Raw genomic sequence first — 18,561 nt, forward strand, 5'->3', positions numbered from 1 at the left:
GATAGTTGTGCTGATGACAGGCTGATCGTCGCTCGCTACGATCGGCGTTCGATCCCGCTCCTGCGACATCCGGCCGAACGGTGGTGGCGTGATGGCGATTCCCCGATGGTTCCTGCGCACGCCCTCGCCCGACGCGCAGTACCGGCTGCTGTGCTTCCCGTACTCGGGCTGCGGTGCCTCCATGTACGTCGGCTGGCCGCAGTGGATCGGGCCGGCGGAAGTGGTCCCGTTGCAGCTCCCCGGCCGGGAGAACCGCATGCGCGAACCGCACTACGGCACGTACGAACAGCTCGCGGAGGACGTGGTGGACGGGATCGCCGCGTACCTGGACCGGCCCTACGCGGTGTTCGGCCACTGCGGCGGGGCGCTGCCGGCCTTCGAGACCGTGTTGCGCATACAGGCAGCGGGCCTGCGACCGCCGGAACGGTGTTTCGTCTCCTCCCAGGTGGCCCCGCAGGACGGCCCCTACGGGCGGTTCCTCGGCATGACCGAGGAGGAACTGCGGGACGAGCTGCGCCGGCTGTTCGCCGCGCTCGGTTCGAAGAACCCGTCGGCCGACATGCTCGACCTCTTCCTGGACGTGATGAGCGCCGACCTGGAGGCCAACCGCAAGTACCACAAGCCGGTGACGGCCGGCGTCTCCTGCCCGCTCACCGTGATCGGCTGGGACGCCGACGTGGAGGTGCCGCACCGGCTGATGGGTGGCTGGGGCCGCTGGGCGGACGCCTCGACCGTGGTTCTCCCCGGCACGCACTACACCTTCCTGAGCGCCCCGGACGCACTGCTGGAGCGGCTGCGGACGGACCTGGCCGGAGGCTGAGCCGGCCGGCCGGACGGCGAGCGGTCGGCACGCGGGTGCGCCCTGGACGGTCACTCGCCCAGGCCGGGCGCAGGGCGTGGAGAGGCCGCCAGATGGGCGCCCGCCTCCCGCCACAGGCGACGGGGAGCGCCCAGCCGGACCGCCTCCGACGAGGCGTGCCGGTAGGCGGTGGCGGCCGTCGAATGAGCCAGCATGCCCCGCACCCCGTGCAGTTGGATGGCCAGCCGGGAGCAGTCGAGAGCGTGCTCGGCGGCCGCGGCGAGCACCTGTGCGGCGGCCGCCCGGCAGTTCTCGCCCCGATCGTGCCGCCAGGCGGCCTCGTGGACGAGCAGCCGCCAGCCGTCGCCCTGGCCGACCAGCCGGGCCAGCCGGTGCGCCACCGACTGGCGGTCCACCAGCGGCGCACCGAACTGGAGCCGACGGTTGACGTGCCCCCGGGCCGCGGTGAGCGCCGCCTCCGCGAGCCCGATCAGTACCGCGGCCTGGCGTACACGGGCCGCGTCCAGCGCTGTGTGCAGCACCGGATCCGCCACGGCTAGCGAGGTGGCGGGCGCGCCGGAGAAGCGCAGCATCCGGCCGGGCAGCCCGAACAGGGGGTGGTCCACCGACTCCGCACCCGGGCCGGCGGGCACCACCGTGCACCATTGCGTCGACCCGTCGGACCGAACGGCCCGGACCACCGCCAGCGCGGCCTGCTCGGGGGGCAGGGGGCCGCTGTCCCCGAACAGCCGGTCCCGCTCGTCCAGCCGTACGGTGGGGGCCTCGTGCACGCCTACGGTGACCAAGGGGGTCTCACCCTTGGCAGCCCGGGCGGCCAGCTCCAGGGTGGTCCGGTCCGCCGGCAGCAGGTCGAGAGCGAGGCGCGACTCCCGCAGGGCGGGCAGCGGGCACAGATTCCGGCCCAGTTCCAGATCGACCACCACCTCCGCGCCCAGCCCCAGGCCGTAGCCGCCGAGCCGGTCCGGCAGCCCGAGTTCCGGGACCCCGATCGCGGCCAGCTCGGAGCGGGTCTCGCCGGTTCGGCTGAGCGCCGACCGCACCGCCTCCGCGAGCCGCACCTCCACCGGGTCCATCGACAGGTCCACCCGCTATCCTCCCGTCTCCACGTCGTCGAGCAGCCGCGCTCCGGTGACGATGTCCAGCAGCACCTCGGAGGCACCGCCCGAGATCGACATGCCGGGTGCCTCCCGGAAGGCCGCCTCCAGCACCCGGCCCGGTCCGTCGGACGTCCCCGGGCCGAAGGCCGACAGCCCCAGAGCCTCCAGCGACCACCAGGACACGGCCTGCGCGGTCTCACTCGCGTGCCACTTGGACATCGAGGCCGCGGCGATGTCCGGCCGGTCCTCCTGAAGCTGCTGCAGCGCTCGGCAGGTGAGCAGCCGGGTGGCGTCCAACCGGGCGCGGTGGCGCGCCAGTTCCGCCCAGTCCGCAGGATCGGGCGCTGGATCCCCCCGCATGCGCCGGGCGGTCAGGTCGAGCCAGTGCCGAGCCCGCACGTAGTAGTCCAGGCCGCTGCGCTCGGCCGCGAACATCCGGGTGATCAGCGACCAGCCGTCCCCCGGTGTGCCGAGGACCGCCTCAGGGCCGACCCGTACATCACTCAGCCGTACGTCGTGGAACTGCTCGTCGGCCAGGCTGGGCAGGGGCCGGATGGTCACACCCGGTGCGCCGAGCGGAACAAGGAACAGGGAGATGCCCTCGTACCGGCTCTGCTCCGGGGCGGTGCGCACCGCGCACAGCGCGAGATCCGCGTACGAAGTCTTCAAGTTGTAGGTCTTGCGGCCCTTGAGGGTCCAGCCACCCCCCGGCAGACCCTCGGCGCGGGTGGTGATGCCGGCCAGGTCCGAGCCGTGCTCCGGTTCGGTGAACAGGATGCAGACGGACAGCTCCCCGGAGGCGAGCCGCGGCAACAGCGCCTCGCGCTGCTCCGGCGAACCCGCCTGCAGGATCAGCGAGCCGACGATCTGGACCGAGATGTAGTAGAGGCTCTGCGGCACACCGTGCGCGACCAGCTCCTCCAGCAGCACGACCGTCTCGGTGAAGTCCCCGTCCCGTCCGCCGTATGCGCGGGGCCAGGACGGAACGAGCACACCGGACCGGCCGAGATGCCGGTACAGGGGCCGGACGTCACCGTCCATGCCGTCGCGGCGGGCCTGGACCTCGTCCAGCAGGGCCCGTGTGTCGGGGGAGGTCAGCAGAGCACGCAGCTCTTGCCTGAAGCCGAGGGTTCTCCGGGTGACGCCTAAATCCATGGACGCGTCCTTGTCGAGACTCGATGGCCGCACTACTGTGGCACACGTTGTCCGTCCTTGAATAGTGCCGCATCGGCCCGTCGATGGACGAGTGACGGGGGATTTCGTTCGCCGTCGATCCTTCGGTCGACTTCGGTGAACAAGGCTTTTCTTGCGCTGATGTCCGACGCGTCCTTGCGTGCCGTGTCCGCTGTGACGACAGTCATGGCGTCTGGTGAACTGGGGGATGAATTGGGTGGGCAAGGCGAGTTGCTCCGAAGACTGCGGAGCCTTTCCACGGAGCGCCGGGCCGAATTGCTGGCCCGACTCGACGGGGCTGAACCGGGAGTGCGTACGGCTCCGCTCACCTTCCGGCAGGAGCAGCTCTGGCTGTTCGACAAGGTGTCGCCCAGCAGCACCGCCTACGGACTCGGCTGCGCTCTGCGTCTGACCGGACCGACGGAGGTGCCCGCGCTGCGGGCGGCGCTGGACGACCTGATCGGCCGGCACAGCGTCCTGCGCTCGGTCTTCCCGCGCGAACACGACACCGGAGTGCAGGTGGTGCAGGCCGCGCGGCCGGTACGACTGGAGGCCGAGCCCTGCGACCGCGAGGACGTGCGGGTGCGTGCTCAGGAGATCGTGGCGGCCGAACTCGCGGACGGCTTCGACATCGACGCCGCGCCGCCGCTCCGGTGGCGGCTGCTGCGGCTGTCCCCCGACGAGCACGTCCTGCTGCTGATCTCCCACCACCTGATCCTGGACCATCGTTCCGCCGGGGTGCTGGTGGCCGATCTCGCCGAGGCCTATCGCGCCCGGCTGGCCGACCGGAATCCGGAGTTCCCCGCCACCGCCCACCCGTTCGGTGCTTACGCGACCTGGCAACGGAACTGGACCGAGAGCCCCGAGGCGCACGCCGGAATGGAATTCTGGCAACGTACGCTGGCCGCCTGGGAGAATACCGAGATCCCTCCCGACCATCCTCGGCAACGGGTTCTCGACCTCACCGCAGAAGTCATTGAATCCCCGATTCCGGATGAGCTGCTGAAGCAGGTGCGGAATTTCGCGGAGAACTCCGGGAATCCCGCGGAGGATGTCCTTCTCGCAGTGTTCTTGGCGCTCGTGGCCAGACACATATCGAGCGTCGACCTCACCATTGGCCTACCTCATCGGGTACTCGGTCCGTTTCCCTCCGACCTCCTGGTCGGGGACTGCGGGAACCTGCTGCCCCTACGGGTGGACCTCGACGGCGATCCTGCGTTCGCCGAGATCGTGCGGCGCGTGCACGCCCAGCGCGAGGAGGCCGAACGGCACGGCGCCACACCGTTCCGCACCGTCCTGGACGGCCTCGGCCTCGAACCCGACCCGTCCCGGCTGCCGCTGGTCCAGCTCGGCTTCGACGCGTGGACCGAGTCCGCGCCCAGCGCCGTCGTCGGAGCGTTGACGATCGACGCCGAACGGATCGACACCGGCGCCAACAGTTTTGAACTCTCCCTGGAAACAACGCGGTTGGACGGTCCGGCGCCTGTCCTGCGGGTCCGCTACGCCACCGCGCTGTACCGCGAGTCCACCGCGCGCCGGCTGGCCGAGCGCTTCCTGCTCCTCCTCGCACAAGGCTGTGCCCACCCCGGCACCCCGCTGCACGCACTGGAGATCACCCGGGAGAAGGAGCGCTCCACGATCCTGACGCAGTGGAACGCTCCGATCGGCAGTCGCCCGCCCGAGGTGCTGCACCAGGTGTTCGAGGACGTCGCGCGAGCCCAGCCCGAACGAGTCGCGCTGGCGGGCCGCGGCGGCGAGATCGCATACGGTGAGCTCGAGGCCCGCGCCAACCGACTGGCTCACCGGCTGATGGCACGGGGCGTGGCACCGGGGGACCGGGTGCCGGTGCTCGTGCGGCGCGGTCCCGCCGCCGTCACCGCGGTCCTTGCCGTACTGAAGGCGGGTGCGGCCTACGTCCCCGTCGATCTCGGACAGCCCGCCGACCGGGTCCGCACCGTCATCGCCGACTGCGGCGCCCGCCACGTCCTCGCCTCCCCCGCGGTCGCACAGCTCGAGGAGGGCACCGCGGCCGAGATCGTCACGGTGCACGGGGAGAAGGACGAGGACGCCGAGTTCCCCGACTCCCCGCCCAGGCCGCGGGTCGCCCCGCAGTCCCTGGCCTACGTGATCTACACCTCCGGCTCCACCGGGCGTCCCAAGGGGGTCCTGGTCGAGCACCGCAACGCGACCGGCTTCGTCCGCAACGTGCAGGAGATGTTCGACCTGGTCCCGTCGGACCGGGTCCTGCACTTCGCCTCCCTGGGCTTCGACGTATCGGTCTTCGAGATCTTCGGAGCCCTGCTGTCCGGAGCCCGGCTGTACGTCGTGGACGACGAGGAACGCTCCTCCCTGGACACCCTCGACACGATTCTCGCCGACGAGCGGATCACCGTGGTCGACCTGCCGCCGGCGATCATGGAGCTGCTCGACCCCGACCGGTACCCGACCCTGCGCGTGGCGTTCGTCGGAGGCGAGGCGTTCTCCGGTGAACTCACCACCCGCTGGGCTCGCGGCCGCCGCTTCACCAACGGCTACGGCCCGACCGAGACGACCGTCACCGTGGTGGCCAAGGACTGCGCGGGCCACTGGGCCGGCTCGCCGCCGATGGGCCGCGCGATGACCAACCACCGGGCCTACGTGGTCGACGGCGATCTCGGTCTCCTCCCACCCGGGGCGGTCGGAGAACTGGCCGTCGCCGGCCTCGGCGTCGCTCGCGGCTACCTCGGCCGGCCCGGTCTGACGGCCGAACGCTTCCGCCCCGATCCGTACGGTCCACCCGGTTCGCGCATGTACTTGAGCGGCGACCTCGCCGGCTGGAACGACGACGGCGATCTGGTCTTCCGCGGACGGGTGGACCGGCAGGTGAAGGTCCGCGGCGTACGAGTGGAACTCGGCGAGGTGGAGGCGGCCCTGCAGTCCCTGCCCGGGGTCGCCCGGGCGGTCGCCGACGTGGCGGTGGACCCCCACCGGGGCACCCTGCTCGTCGCGTACGTGGTGGCGGAACAGGAGGGCGAGCTCAAGCTCGACGCGGTGCGGTCCGCGCTCGGCGACAAACTGCCGCCGACCATGGTGCCCAGCGTTCTCGTGCCCGTGCCCGCCGTTCCGCTCACCGCGAGCGGCAAGGTGGACCGACGCGCCCTGCCCGCCGTCGAGTTCACCCGGCTGACGGACCTCGACGACACCGGCCCGGAGGACGGCACTGCCACGGAACGCACCATTGCCGCCGAGGTGTTCGGCCCGCTGCTGGGGACCCGGATCGGGCGCCACGTCAACTTCTTCGCGCTCGGCGGCACCAGCCTCCAGGCCATCCGGATCGCGCCGCGGGTGAAGGCGGTGTTCGGAGTCGACGTCTCCATCGCCGAGTTCTTCGCCGCGCCCACGGTCGCCGGTCTTGCCCGGATCGTCGACGACGCGCTGGCCCGCCGCGACCGGCGGCGCGACCGCCTGGCCGCGGCCCTCGACCTGGTGGAGGGACTGGGGGACGACGAGATCGAGGCCCTTTCGCACGAGCGGTTCGGGAACCAGTGAGGGGCGAAGCCGTGTTCACCGCCGAGTCTCCCTGGGTCCGGCGGGCCGCCCGGACCGCCCCTGCCCTGCGGTTGATCTGTCTGCCGCACGCCGGAGCGGGCGCCTCCGCCTTTCGGACCTGGCCGGAGCTGCTTCCCCCCTCCGTCGAGGTGATGGCCGTTCAGCTGCCCGGTCGTGAGGACCGTTCCAAGGAGGACCCGCCGACCCGGTTACGGGCACTCGTACGGTCCTGCGCCATCGCGCTCCGCCCCTTCTGCACCGGTGACTTCGCCCTGTACGGCCACTGCGCGGGGGCACTGCTCGGCTGGGAAGTCGCCCGGGAACTGGGCGAGCGGCACGGGCTGTGGCCGCGCCGACTGCTGGCCGCCGCGCAGCCCGCCCCGCACCTGCCGCCCCCCGAGCACCCGCTGCATGCCCTGACCGACGCGGACCTCGCCGCGGAGGTCGGGCGGCGCGGCGGACTGCCCGCAGCCGTCCAGCGCAACTCCGCACTGCTGGAGATGCTCCTGCCGCTGATCCGGGCCGACTTCACCCTGTGGGAGACGTACCGGCACGTGCCGCGGCCGCCGCTGCCCATCCCGGTGACCACCCTGCGCGGAACCGAGGACAGCACCCTCCCGATCGCCGCCCTGCACGCCTGGGCCGAGCACACCACCCTCGGCCACACCCACCACGAGGTGGACGGCGGTCACTACTTCGTCAACCAACCCACCGAACGGACCACTCGGGTCCTCGCCCGCGCGCTGCTGGCCGAGTGACACCGCTGAGGGGGAGAACATGGCGCACCACCCGGGCGCTGCCGGAACCGATACCGACGATCCTGCGGTACTGAAACAGCGAGCGGAGGCCGTCCCCGGCGTCCAGGAGGCCGCCGTCGTGCTCGACCGGCGGGTCCGCTCCGCCCCGCCCGCCCCGACCGGACCGGAGACCACACCGCTCGCCGGCACACCGATACCCGACGGCCGGCCCGCCATCAGCGCCGGCCCGCCGACCGGCGTCCCGCCGGACGCCCCCCGTACCCTCACCGAGGCCCTCCTGCGCGCCGCGGACCTCGCTCCCGGGCGCGGCACCACCTACCTGCTGCCCGACGGCGGCACCGACCGGCAGACCTACCCACGCCTGCTGCACGAGGCACGGTGCGCCCTGACCGGTCTGCGCGCCGCAGGACTGCGCCCAGGTGACCCCGTGCTGCTGCAGTGCGCCGACAGCCGGACCTTCCTGACCGGCTTCTGGGCCTGCGTCCTCGGCGGGATGGTCCCCACCCCGGTCGGCCCGGTCCTCGACCACACCACCGACAACGCGGGCACCCGCAGGCTGCAGACCGTCTGGGAGTTGCTCGACCGCCCGCTGATCCTGACCGACGACGCGTTGCGCGACCCGACCGCAGCCCTGGTCGCCCGGTGGAGCGGCCGCACCCCGGCGAAGGTCGACTCTCTCGCCGGCCTCACCGCCGCCGACCCCGCCGAGCCGCATCCCGTCGGCCCCGACGACCCGGTCGTCCACCTGCTCACCTCGGGCAGCACCGGCACCCCGAAGTGCGTGCGCCACGCACACCGCTCGATCGCCGCACGCACCCACGCGGTGGCCGCCGCCAACGGCTTCACCGAACACGAGGTCACGCTCAACTTCATGCCGCTGGACCACGTGGGCGGCATCGTGATGTCCAACGTCAGGGACGTCTTCCTCCGGTGCGAGCACGTCAACGCCCGCACCGAGGCGTTCATCCGGCGTCCGCTGGCGCTGCTGGACTGGCTGTCCGAGTACCGGGTGACCAACACCTGGGCCCCCAACTTCGCCTACGCCCTGGTCGCCAAGCACGCCACGGGAATCCGGACGGGCACCTGGGACCTCAGCGCGGCCCGGCACCTGTGCAACGCGGGCGAGGCCGTGGTGGCCCGCACCGCCCGGCGCTTCCTCGAACTGCTCGTCCCGCACGGCCTGCCGCCCACCGCCATGGTCGCCTGCTGGGGCATGTCCGAGACGTCCTCCGGAGTCACCTACTCGGCCCTCGACGCCCGTGACCCGTCCGTCGGCACGATCGCGCTCGACCCGCACTCGCTGGACGGCCGGCTCGCCACACTGCCCGCCGAAGCCGCCGGAGCCGTGCTGCTCACCGAGGTCGGCCCGCCGATCCCCGGCGTCACCCTGCGGATCGTCGACCCACAGGGAGACGTGCTGCCCGAGGGCCGGATCGGCCGCCTCCAGATCACCGGGGACACTCTGCTGCGTGAGTACCACCGCAACCCGGAGGCGAACTCCGCCGCGTTCACCGACGACGGCTGGTTCGACACGGGCGACCTGGCCTTCCTCCGGAACGGCCGGCTCACCCTGACCGGCCGTGAGAAGGACATGGTGATCGTCAACGGCGCCAACTACCCTGTCGCCGACGCCGAGGCCGTCGTCGAACAGACCCCCGGTGTCCGACCCGCCTGCGCCGCCGTGTGCGGGGTCCGCGACGAGGACCGCGGCACCGACACGATCCTCGTCTTCTTCGTACCCGACGACGAGGCCGCGGGCGATCTGGACGGCACCGTCGCTGCTGTGCGCAGCGCCCTGGCCAAGGAGCTGGCCCTGAATCCCGAGGCCGTGATCCCGCTCACCGCCGAGGAGTTCCCGCGTACCGCCAGCGGCAAGATCCAGCGCGGCCGACTCGTCGAGGACCACCGCGCCGGCCGGTTCGCCGACCGCCGCTACGACCACCGCGCCGAGGAACCCGGCACCGCGGCGAGCCCGGTGCTCGAACGCGTCTGGATCGCGGTGCCGGACCCCGCGCCCCTCCGCGGGGACCGGCCGGTGCTGCTGTTCGCCCCGCCGGGCAGCACGCTGCCCGAGGCCCTCGCCGCACGGCTCGGCGGCGAACCCCACGTCCTCACTCGGCCCGCCGTCCCCGCCGCCGACCCTCTCGACCCGGCCGCCCTGGTCCGGGAGCTGGAACGCCTCGCGCCCGACCTCGGCCCACACCCCCTGGTGATCTACGCCTGGGAGACGGGCTCCGCCCCCGACAGGCCCGCCGACGAGCCCGCCGCCCGATTCCTCACCGTCCTCTCGGCGCTCGCCCGCACCTCGACCGGAGCCGAGCTCACGGTGCTGACCCAGGGCGCGCTCGGCAGCCACCCGGAGGATCCGGTCGAGCCCCGGCGCGCCGCACTCGCCGGACTGGTCCGCACGGCCGTCGCCGAGGACCTGTTCACAGCCGTCCGGCTGGTGGACGCCCCCGCCGGCGCCGGGCCCACCGAGCTCGCGCGGCTCGCCCTTGTCCCGTATCCGGAGGAACTGGCCGCAGTGCGCCGCGGCGTCGCTCACGCCCCCCGGCTGCGGCAGCTGGAGGTCGCCTCCGAGCTCGCCGTTCCCAAGGAGGTGCTGCCGCCCGGCGGCACCTGCCTCCTGATCGGCGGTCTGGGCGGGCTGGGCGCCGTCTTCGCGGAGTACGTGCTCGCCGCGCTGGGTGTCCGGCTCCTCATCACCGGCCGCACCCCCGAGGAGAAACTCCCGCCCGAACAGGCCGATCTCCTCGCCGGCCTGCGCGCCCTCGGTGACGTCCGCTACCTGGCCGCGGACGTCGCGAACACCGCCGCCCTCGCGGCCGGCATCGACGAGGCCGAGCGGGAGTGGGGCACGCCGTTGCACCTCGCGGTGCACGCCGCCGGCGCCTCCCCGGCTCCCCAGTGGACCGACCTCGCCGCGCACGAACTGCGTCGGGAGACCGTCGACTGGTTGCGGCACATGCTGCACGCCAAACTTGCGGGCTGCGCCGCACTGGAGACCGTCCTGCACGACCGTCCGCAGACCGGCGTGGTGCTGTTCTCCTCGGTCAACGGCCACCTCGGCGGCGCCGCGTACGGCGCCTACGCGGCGGCCAACGCGGCGCTCGACGGCTTCGGCCACCGCTGGCACTCCCAGGGGCGGTACGTGCGCTGCCTGGCCTGGAGCATGTGGTCCGGCACCGGCATGAACAACGGCAGTCCGCTGGTCGCCGCCGCCGAGCGGCGCGGGCTGCGCTCCCTCGAACCCGCCGAAGGCCTGCGCCTGTTGCTCGGAGCGTTGCGGACTTCCCGGCCGTATCTGCTGCTCGGCGCCGATCCGCGCAACCCCCATCTCGCCCCGGAGCTCGCCCCGGACCAGTTCTCGGGAGGCAGCGTCGTCGTCGCCCTGGTCGTCGAGGAGGGCGCCGACGCCGCCGAGGTGCGGCGCGCGGTGGCGGGCGCGCTCGCCGCGCACGGCGCCCTCGCCCAGCTCGTCGTGGTGCCGCGGATCCCCAGCACCCCGGCGGGCGAACCCGACGCGGTCAGGCTGCTCGCCGAGCGTGCCGTGGACCGCCGGCCCAGCAGCTACGCACCGCCGGCCGGCCCGGCCGAGACCGCGATCGCCCACGTCTTCGGCGAGCACTTCCCGCACGAACGGGTCGGCCGGGACGACTCGGTGTTCTCCCTCGGCGGCGACTCCATCGTGATCCTCCAGGTGGCCGACGCACTCGGCCGACGCCTCGGCAGGGAGGTTCCGGTGCCGATGCTGTACCGGTACTCCACCGTCCGGGAGCTCGCAGCAGCTCTCGCGCCGGCCTGAGGTGCGCAGCACCGGTGCCCGGGCAGGACGTGTCCTGCCCGGGCCCCGGCACACCGCGCTCACCCGGCCGTGCGCAGTACCGTCTTCACGACCTGCCGGTGATGGCCGGTCAGGAAGAAGTGCCCACCGGGCAGCACTGTCAGCTCGAACGGGCCGGCTGTCTGCTCCGCCCAGCGGGCCATGTCCTCGGGCTGCACCTCAGGGTCCCCGTCGCCGCACCAGGCCAGGACCGGACAGTCCAGCCGCGGGCCCGGAACGTAGCGGTACCGCTCGATCAGGGCGAAGTCGGCGCGGATCATCGGCAGCAGCACATCGAGCAGTTCCTCGTGGGCGAGCACCGCTTCCGGAGCTGTGCCGTACTCCCGCAGCATGCGCACGAAGGCGTTCCGCGGCAGCGCCGACACCGGAGCGAGGGGGCGTCTGATCGGCGGCGCGGGCCGCCCGCTGACGAAGAGCATGTCGGCCGGCCGCCCCAGGTCCCGGAGCCGCCGGGCCACCTCGAAGGCGGTGATCGCCCCCATGCTGTGCCCGAAGAGCAACGGCCGGGTCGGGGCCGAGGCGATCAGCGGCGCCAGCGTGTCGGCCATCTCCGCGATGCTCGTCGGGCCGGGCTCCGCCATCCGGGCCCCGCGACCCGGTGGCTGAACCGGGACGATCTCCAGCGCCGCCGTGAACTCCGGCGCCCAGGGTGCGTAGTACGCGGCCGTACCACCCGCGAACGGGAAGCAGTACAGCGTGGCCGACGCCGCCGCGCGACGGAACCGGTTGTCGAACCAGGATCCCCACCGGCCTTCGGGGCGGCCGGTCACGCGGCCCCGGCCCCGGACCCGCGCGCCCCGGCGCGGGGCGTCAGCCTGACCGGCAGGTGCTTGTACCCGGCGACGAAGTTCGAGGCCAGGTGCACGGGCTCGCCGGCCGGCTCCACCCGTTCCACCAGGTTCAGGAGTTCGTCGAGGAAGACCTCCAGGCCAAGGGTGGCCAGCCCCGCGCCGATGCAGTAGTGCGGTCCCACACCGAAGGCGAGGTGCCGGTTGCCGGTCCTGGTCCCGTCGAACTCGTACGGACGCTCGAACACTCGGTCGTCCCGGTTGGCCGAGCCCAGCCACACGCTGACCGGCTCGCCCGCCCGCAGGGTGCGGCCGTGCAACCGCACGTCCTGTACCGCGTAGCGCATGAAGTGGCTCGCCGGGGAGGACCAGCGCAACGTCTCCTGCACCAGGGGCCGGCGCAGCTCCGGGTCCTTGCGGGCAGCCTCGAACTGCTCCGGGTGCTCAGCCATCGCCATCACGAGGGTGGAGGTGACGTGAGGGGTGGTGACGTTCGCGCCGAGCAGCAGCGCGTAGCAGTTGAGGATCAACTGATGTTCCGTCAGCTGTCGGCCGTCCACGTTCATCGACCGCAGGATGCCGATCAGGTCGTCGGCCTCCCGGCCGGTCGCCAGGCGATCACGGACCTCGGTCCGGAAAACGTCGAAGAGTTCGTGGTGGGCCAGCCGGATGGTCTGCTTGGGGTCACCCAGGGAGTAGTCCGGATCGTCGTAGGCGACCGTCATCGTGGTCAGTTCGGCCATGCGCCGCCAGTGCTCCCGGGGCAGCCCCATCAGCGTGCCGGTGAAGGCCATGGGGAACATCAGCGCGGCCTGCGCGAGGTCGAACACCTCGCCGTCCAGGGCGGGGCGCAGCAACTCGTGCACGATCCCGCGCAGCGCCCCCTCCTGGGAGGCCACCGCGCGCGGGGTGAGCGCCCTGCTGACCGGCTCGCGCAGCTGCCGGTGGCGCGGCGGATCGGTGTCCGGCATCATCTCGTCGGAAGCGAAGTCGGGCATGCCGAGGTCGATGATGCACAGCATGGTGCCGCGCCGCGAGGAGAAGGCCTGGTGGTCCCGTAACACCCGCGCGACGTCCGCGTACCGGGTGAGCACCCAGAAGGGTTCGCGCCCGTCGCCCGGGTCGCAGTAGTAGGCCGGCTCGGTCTCCCGCAGCTGGGCCCACAAAGCGTGCGGGTCCCCGGTGGCGTAGTAGGCGGAGTCGAGCAGATCCACGTCCTCGAAGCCGGCCGGTGCGAACGGCGGGCGGGACAGGCGCATCTCAGGCTCCTTCGGCGGGGGCGGGGACACGGGCGTTGATCTCCTCGGCCAGCTCGGAGACGACCGTCGCCTGGTAGAGCGCTCTGGGCGGCAGGCGGACCCCGAGATCGTCGTCGATGGCGTCGAGCAGTTCCATCGCGGACAGCGAGGTGCCGCCGAGCTGGAAGAAGTCGTCGCCCTCGGCGACGTGTTCGATGTTCAGCACGCGCGCGAACAGTTCGGCGACCCGCAGGCTGGTGCGGTCCGGCATCGGGATCTCACCTCTCAGGAGGTCTGGATGTGCAGGACACGGAGCGCAGCCTCCCGGATGGCTGCGGCACTCAACCCGGCCTCGGCCAGGGCGTCTTCGTGGGTGCGGACCACGGTGCCCACCGGACCGCGCACCGCGACCCGCACCTGCGGGACGGGTCGGTGACAGCCGAGCGTCTCGGCGACGGCATCGCCGAGGCCGCCCGAGGGGCGGTGCTCCTCGACCGTCACGACACCCCGGGTGGACCGGGCCGCCTCCCGCACCGTCTCGGCGTCCAGCGGGCACAGGGTGTGGATCTGCAGCACCCGGCAGGACACACCCTCGTCCGCGAGCTGCCCGGCGGCCCGGAGGGCCAGCAGGACCGGCAGGGGGCCCAGTGCGAGCACGGTGACATCCGTGCCCGCGCGCAGCGGCACGGCCCTGCCCAGCCGGAACTCCGGGGGCCGCGGCACCACCGGCGGCGTGGGGGACCGCCCCAGCCGCACATAGGCCGGGCCGGGCAGCCGGTGCAGGGCGCGCAGCGCCGGGCCGATCTCGGCGGCGTCTGCCGGCACCACGACCGTCAGGTCCTGCAAGGCCCGGGCGACGGCGAGATCTTCCAGGGCGTAGTGGGTGGGACCGAAGTGGGTCGCGGAGAGTCCGGCGTGGGTGGCGATCACCCGGACCGGCAGGCGGTTGCCGACGATGTCGAGCTTCAGTTGCTCGCCCGCCCGCAGACTCGCGAACGCCGCCATGGTGTGCACGTACGGACGCAGCCCCCGTGCCGCCAGGCCGGCGGCCACCCCGAACAGGTTCGCCTCGGCGATGCCGACATCCACGTAACGGTCCGGGAAGCGGCGCCCGAAGGACTCGCCCAGCCCGCCGGTGTCGGAGTCCAGGCAGATCACCCGTTCGTCCTCCGCGGCCAGCGCGAGCAGCGCGTCCCGGTAGACCTCCCGGGGCGAGAGGGCCGGGGACCTGGTCGTGGTCGTCATCGGCCCTCCCGGGCGTCGAGGGCGGCGAGGGCACGTCTGAGGAGCTCCGGACGGAGTTTCACGTAATGGCTGGAGATCCGGCCCCGCAAGAAGGGCACCCCCTGGCCCTTGACGGTGCGAGCCAGCACCGCCACCGGGCGGTCGGCAGGCTCGCGCAACGCCGCCTCGAGAGCCGCGTGGTCGTGTCCGTCGACCGGGCGCACCCGCCAGCCGAACGCGGCGAAACGCGCCTCCAGCGGTTCCGGGCTGCCGGCGTCCTCGGTCGGCCGGGCGAGCTGGAGGCCGTTGCGGTCCACGACGGCGACCAGCGAGGCCAGCCGCCGGGCCCCCGCGAACATCGCCGCCTCCCATACCGTGCCCTCCTGCAGTTCGCCGTCCCCGAGCAGCACATACGTCCGGCCGCCGGCGCCGGTGAGCTGCCCGGCGAGAGCCACTCCGGCCGCCAGACTCAGCCCGTGGCCGAGCGAGCCGGTGGGGAACTCCACCCCGGGCAGCCCGCGCGGCGGGTGCCCGAACAGACGGCTGCCCGGCTCGGCGTACCGGGCCAGTTCGGCCCGGTCGAGCCGGCCGGTGGCGGCCAGCGCGGCGTAGAGCGCGGGCGCGGCGTGGCCCTTGCTCAGCACGAAGGAGTCCCGCTCGCCGAGCAGCCCGCCGTACAGCACGGCGAGCACGTCCACGCAGGACAGGCTGCCCCCCAGGTGCGCGCCCTGGGGCCCGGCCGCCATCGCCACCACATCCCGGCGCAGCCGGTGGGCCAGGGCGGCGGCCTTCTCCTGGGGCGCGCTCACCGCGGGCCTTCCCTGAGTTCGTCCCGCCAGTCGCCGTGCGGGCGGGCCCGTGCCATGGTGCGTATCGTGTCCAGGTGGTCCCACACCTTCTCGAACGCGTCGGCGTACGCGGCCAGCACGGGCACGGCCGCAGGGTTGAGGTGGCGGCGCTGCAGACACAGCGTGCCGTCGAGCGCCGCGCCGGTCACCGGGAAGCGCTCGGCGATCGCGTCGAGGGACGACCCCGCGGGCCGGAAGGCGGGATGGGCGGGCAGCGGTGCGGTCTGGTAGCGGGAGACCGGTACTCCCTCCGCCCGCAGCGCACGGTGCAGGGCCCGTCGCAGGGAGACCGGGGCCACGTCCGGCAGACCGAGCTCCTCCGGAACCAGACGCAGCCGCACGATGTGCCAGGCATGGGTCCGGTCGGCGGGAACCACCGGACCCCGCAGCCCCGGCAGCGCCGCCAGCCGGTTCAGCAGAGCGCCCACCGACTCCTCACGGGCCTTGGACCACTGCGGCAGGCGGCTCAGCTGGGACCGGGTGAATGCGGCCTGCACCGGCCCGATCCGGGCGTTCCACCCGGGGCCGTGTGCGACGTAGGTACGGATGCGCACCGGCGGGCGCTCTCCGAAATTGCGCAGCGCCAGCGCCGCGCGGTGCAGGCTGTCCGAATCGGTGGTGACGAGCCCGCCCTCGCCACAGGTCGGGAGGTTCTTGCTGGGGTGAAGGCTGAAGCAGCCGGCGACACCGAGCGATCCGACCGGGGAACCCTGGTGGCGTGCGCCGTGGGCCTGGGCGGCATCCTCGACCACCGCGAGGCCCCGGTCGCCCGCGAGGTCTCCCAGCGCGTCCATGGCGGCGGGCAGACCGTGCAGGTGTACCGGCAGCAGGGCGGCCGTGCGCCCGGTCAGCACCGCCGGGACCGCAGCCGGGTCGAGGGTGTAGGTGTCGGGCTCGATGTCGGCGAAGACCGGTTCGGCACCGCAACGGCGTACGGCATGGGCGGTGGCGTTCATGGTGAGCGCCGGCACCACCACCTCGTCGCCCGGCCCGATGCCCGCGGCCGCCAGGGCGACCTCCAGTGCCGCGGTGCCCGAGGCCACCGCCACGCAGTGGGCGGTGCCGGTGAACTCGGCCCACTCCCGCTCCAGCGCGGTCGTCTCACCGTCCCCGCCGGACGCGGCCGTCAGCCGGTCGCCGCGCAACACCCGCAGCACGGCCTGCTCGTCCTCGGCGGTCACCACCGGCCAGTCGGTCAGGGCGGCGGTGACCGGGTCGGGCGCGGGCACGGCCGGCGCGCCGCCGAGCATGGCGAGTCGGCTCATGGACTCTCCCGCAGCACGGTCTCCAGGCGGTCCAGACACAGCTCCCAGGTCGCCACCAGCCGACGCCCCAGGCTGAGCACGTGTTCCTCGCCGGGACCGTCGCCGACGGCGGTGTGCGCGGCGGCCACCCGCACCCCGGTCCAGCTGTGCGCCACGAGGTCGACCCAGCGGCCCAGCTCGGCCAGGTCCGGCCGGTCGAGCGACCGCGCCGCGCCGGCCAGGAAGCTCGCGTGCAGGGCGGCCTCCGCCTGGGCCGGCCAGCCGAGTACGTACAGCTCCTGAAGCGCACCCACCCCCTCCTTCCGGGCGCGTTCGGGCACGGTGTCCAGCAGGGCGGAGAGCGCGGGCGGACCGTGGTGCCCGTCGGCGCCCTGGGCGGCCAGGTTGTCGTGCAGGACGGTACGCAGCCACGCCGGTGTCAGCTGCGGCTGCGGACCGGTCGGGCGCACTTCGAGCCACCGGAAGGCGGGGGAGGCACCCGCGAAGAAGGGGTCGCTCGGGTCGTCGACGCTGAGCGAGCCGCGCGCCGCCTCCAGGACGGGGCGGGGCAGTTCGCCCGTGAAGGCGGGCGGCATGGGGTCGCTGATCAGATAGCCGTCGGTGACGGCGCGGTACCCGGTGACGACCAGCAGGTGCGCGGCGTGGACGTCGTGGTAGGCGGGCCGGAACGGCAAGTGGTAGTTGTTCACCGCGACGACCGGCAGCACTCCGCGCTCCAGCGCGTCGAGCAGTTGCCGATGGGCGTCCGCGGCGTCCGCCGGGTGATGCCAGCGGAACTCCACCGGATGGTGGAGGCAGAGATGGGTCTCCAGCCGGTCGCCCGCCGGGTGGTAGAACTCGACCGACTCCACCGGGCCGGCCGGCGCGGTGAACCGCCATCCGGCGGCCAGCGCCCGCACCGGTTCCCAACCCGCACGTTCCAGTACGAGTCCGATGTCCGTCTGGAGACAGCTGCACAGGTCGTCGTACCAGGGCAGCGAGGATATCGCCGGGTTCACCGTACGGTCTCGACGGTCAGGGCGAAGACGTGCAGGGCCGGGTTGACCGGCAGGCGTAAGGCCCGCAGCGGCTCCCGGCGCGTCACCGGGACACGTACCGCCCACAGCTGCGCGGAGACGTCCGGCTGACGGTGGTGCGGATAGTGCATGGCTGGTGACCGGGCGGCCAACGTCTCTCCGAAGCGTGCGCGGCCGGGCCAGAAGTCGGAGACCCTGATCCACTCCGGGTCCACCGCGCCGGAGGCGTAGTGGAGATGGACGATCTCCTCGCAGCGGCGCTCGGAGGCGGCCAGCAGGTGCAGCCAGTCCGCCTGCGTCGCCGGCAACGGCAGAAGCTGCCCGTCGCAGCGGATGTTGTCGGGTCCGTGATCGCGGCCGACCGGACCGGAGAATGGTATTCCGCCGACCGTCCAAAGACCGCCGGGCACGGTTTCGGTGGGCAAACTGTTCCCCCAGACGTTCATTCGCCCGTTGTGCAGATTCCTTCGACTGGTGAGAGCGACATTATCGAGATACGGAACCAGATCGACCACGGTCATGAGGTGGATACGACTGGCAGATACCGAAGGGAGTTGGCTCACTGACAGACTCTCGGATTCGAGTGGAGCGCCAATGGGTTCCGCCTGCACTCTGGGCGAGGCTAGACGGCCGATCGACGGTGCGCAAGGCTGCCGCAGGGCCCCTCAATGACCTTGACGGCACCTGAGCCACCTGTTCTACTGACGGCTGTCACTGCGCACCGTGATCCTCAAGTGGTCTTTACCGACCGGATGTTGAGGCCTTAGGGGCCGGGGGGAGTCCAGATGAGTGGGACGTTCAATGTGTGCCCGGAGTGTCGGTCCACCGTCGCTCTTGATGACGGTGTGATGGTTGCGGAAATTGTTGATTGCGTGGACTGTTCCGTGGCCCTGGAAGTCGTTTCGACTGATCCGCTGATCTTCGCGCTGGCCCCGGAGATTGAAGAGGACTGGGGAGAGTAG

The 18,561-nt window shown here is 72.7% G+C and carries 15 protein-coding genes; 5 read left to right on the forward strand and 10 right to left on the reverse strand.

Translation table 11 applies throughout. The annotated features are described in order from the left end of the window. Window positions 1-91: 91 nt before the first annotated feature. Complete coding sequence (locus U5640_RS43550; protein WP_340384776.1) at window positions 92-820, forward strand: thioesterase domain-containing protein; 729 nt, start codon at window positions 92-94, stop codon at window positions 818-820. Between the two features lie 50 nt (window positions 821-870). Here the strand turns inward: U5640_RS43550 and U5640_RS43555 are convergent, their stop codons facing one another. Both U5640_RS43555 and U5640_RS43560 read right to left on the reverse strand, forming a co-directional pair. Then, entirely contained in the window at window positions 871-1,905 is a 1,035-nt protein-coding gene (locus U5640_RS43555) for an acyl-CoA dehydrogenase family protein (RefSeq protein ID WP_340384777.1), read from the reverse strand. Window positions 1,906-1,908: 3 nt separating this feature from the next. Further along, window positions 1,909-3,072 (reverse strand): acyl-CoA dehydrogenase family protein, encoded by a 1,164-nt coding sequence (locus U5640_RS43560; RefSeq protein WP_340384778.1) that lies wholly within the window; start codon window positions 3,070-3,072, stop codon window positions 1,909-1,911. A 327-nt stretch (window positions 3,073-3,399) separates the two neighbouring features. On the opposite strand from U5640_RS43560, the gene U5640_RS43565 reads away from it, so the two are divergent. Genes U5640_RS43565 through U5640_RS43575 form a run of 3 tightly spaced genes read left to right on the forward strand, consistent with a single transcriptional unit; the run spans window position 3,400 to window position 11,181 of the window. Further along, the gene (locus tag U5640_RS43565) at window positions 3,400-6,618 is read left to right on the forward strand and encodes an amino acid adenylation domain-containing protein (protein ID WP_340384779.1); all 3,219 of its coding nucleotides are present in this window, start codon (window positions 3,400-3,402) and stop codon (window positions 6,616-6,618) included. An 11-nt stretch (window positions 6,619-6,629) separates the two neighbouring features. Beyond that, window positions 6,630-7,376, forward strand: a complete 747-nt coding sequence (locus U5640_RS43570) for a thioesterase domain-containing protein (protein ID WP_340384780.1) — start codon at window positions 6,630-6,632, stop codon at window positions 7,374-7,376. A 19-nt stretch (window positions 7,377-7,395) separates the two neighbouring features. Beyond that, window positions 7,396-11,181, forward strand: a complete 3,786-nt coding sequence (locus U5640_RS43575; protein ID WP_340384782.1) for an SDR family NAD(P)-dependent oxidoreductase — start codon at window positions 7,396-7,398, stop codon at window positions 11,179-11,181. Between the two features lie 59 nt (window positions 11,182-11,240). Here the strand turns inward: U5640_RS43575 and U5640_RS43580 are convergent, their stop codons facing one another. Genes U5640_RS43580 through U5640_RS43615 form a run of 8 tightly spaced genes read right to left on the reverse strand, consistent with a single transcriptional unit; the run spans window position 11,241 to window position 17,907 of the window. Further along, window positions 11,241-11,990 carry an alpha/beta fold hydrolase gene (locus tag U5640_RS43580; RefSeq protein WP_340384784.1) on the reverse strand — a complete coding sequence of 250 codons (750 nt, stop codon included), beginning with the start codon at window positions 11,988-11,990 and terminating at the stop codon, window positions 11,241-11,243. Beyond that, on the reverse strand, window positions 11,987-13,267 hold the full coding sequence (locus U5640_RS43585) for a cytochrome P450 (protein WP_340384786.1): 1,281 nt from the start codon (window positions 13,265-13,267) through the stop codon (window positions 11,987-11,989). Before U5640_RS43585 ends, U5640_RS43580 begins: the two co-directional genes overlap by 4 nt. Before the next feature lies 1 nt (window position 13,268). Next, window positions 13,269-13,517, reverse strand: coding sequence for an acyl carrier protein (locus U5640_RS43590; protein WP_340384788.1), 249 nt, complete (start codon window positions 13,515-13,517; stop codon window positions 13,269-13,271). A 14-nt stretch (window positions 13,518-13,531) separates the two neighbouring features. Continuing rightward, window positions 13,532-14,491, reverse strand: coding sequence for a transketolase C-terminal domain-containing protein (locus U5640_RS43595; RefSeq protein WP_340384790.1), 960 nt, complete (start codon window positions 14,489-14,491; stop codon window positions 13,532-13,534). Further along, entirely contained in the window at window positions 14,488-15,279 is a 792-nt protein-coding gene (locus U5640_RS43600) for a transketolase (RefSeq protein WP_340384792.1), read from the reverse strand. Before U5640_RS43600 ends, U5640_RS43595 begins: the two co-directional genes overlap by 4 nt. Beyond that, window positions 15,276-16,583, reverse strand: coding sequence for a DegT/DnrJ/EryC1/StrS family aminotransferase (locus tag U5640_RS43605; RefSeq protein WP_340384794.1), 1,308 nt, complete (start codon window positions 16,581-16,583; stop codon window positions 15,276-15,278). Before U5640_RS43605 ends, U5640_RS43600 begins: the two co-directional genes overlap by 4 nt. Beyond that, window positions 16,580-17,581, reverse strand: a complete 1,002-nt coding sequence (locus U5640_RS43610; protein ID WP_340384796.1) for a BtrH N-terminal domain-containing protein — start codon at window positions 17,579-17,581, stop codon at window positions 16,580-16,582. The genes U5640_RS43605 and U5640_RS43610 overlap by 4 nt, the downstream gene beginning before the upstream one ends. Beyond that, a complete protein-coding gene (locus U5640_RS43615; RefSeq protein ID WP_340384797.1) occupies window positions 17,578-17,907 on the reverse strand; it encodes a hypothetical protein in 330 nt (109 codons plus the stop codon). Before U5640_RS43615 ends, U5640_RS43610 begins: the two co-directional genes overlap by 4 nt. Before the next feature lie 477 nt (window positions 17,908-18,384). Here U5640_RS43615 and U5640_RS43620 point away from each other — a divergent pair, with 477 nt between their 5' ends. After that, window positions 18,385-18,561, forward strand: a complete 177-nt coding sequence (locus U5640_RS43620; RefSeq protein WP_340384798.1) for a lysine biosynthesis protein LysW — start codon at window positions 18,385-18,387, stop codon at window positions 18,559-18,561.

The sequence above is a fragment of the Streptomyces sp. SS7 genome (assembly GCF_037993025.1).
GTDB lineage: Bacteria > Actinomycetota > Actinomycetes > Streptomycetales > Streptomycetaceae > Streptomyces.

Bases quoted from the DNA above. Each gene is read 5' to 3' on its own strand.
- U5640_RS43550 (WP_340384776.1), top strand. From the start codon at position 92: ATGGCGATTCCCCGATGGTTCCTGCGCACGCCCTCGCCCGACGCGCAG.
- U5640_RS43560 (WP_340384778.1), bottom strand. From the start codon at position 3,072: ATGGATTTAGGCGTCACCCGGAGAACCCTCGGCTTCAGGCAAGAGCTG.
- U5640_RS43575 (WP_340384782.1), top strand. From the start codon at position 7,396: ATGGCGCACCACCCGGGCGCTGCCGGAACCGATACCGACGATCCTGCG.
- U5640_RS43585 (WP_340384786.1), bottom strand. From the start codon at position 13,267: ATGCGCCTGTCCCGCCCGCCGTTCGCACCGGCCGGCTTCGAGGACGTG.
- U5640_RS43590 (WP_340384788.1), bottom strand. From the start codon at position 13,517: ATGCCGGACCGCACCAGCCTGCGGGTCGCCGAACTGTTCGCGCGCGTG.
- U5640_RS43595 (WP_340384790.1), bottom strand. From the start codon at position 14,491: ATGACGACCACGACCAGGTCCCCGGCCCTCTCGCCCCGGGAGGTCTAC.
- U5640_RS43605 (WP_340384794.1), bottom strand. From the start codon at position 16,583: ATGAGCCGACTCGCCATGCTCGGCGGCGCGCCGGCCGTGCCCGCGCCC.
- U5640_RS43620 (WP_340384798.1), top strand. From the start codon at position 18,385: ATGAGTGGGACGTTCAATGTGTGCCCGGAGTGTCGGTCCACCGTCGCT.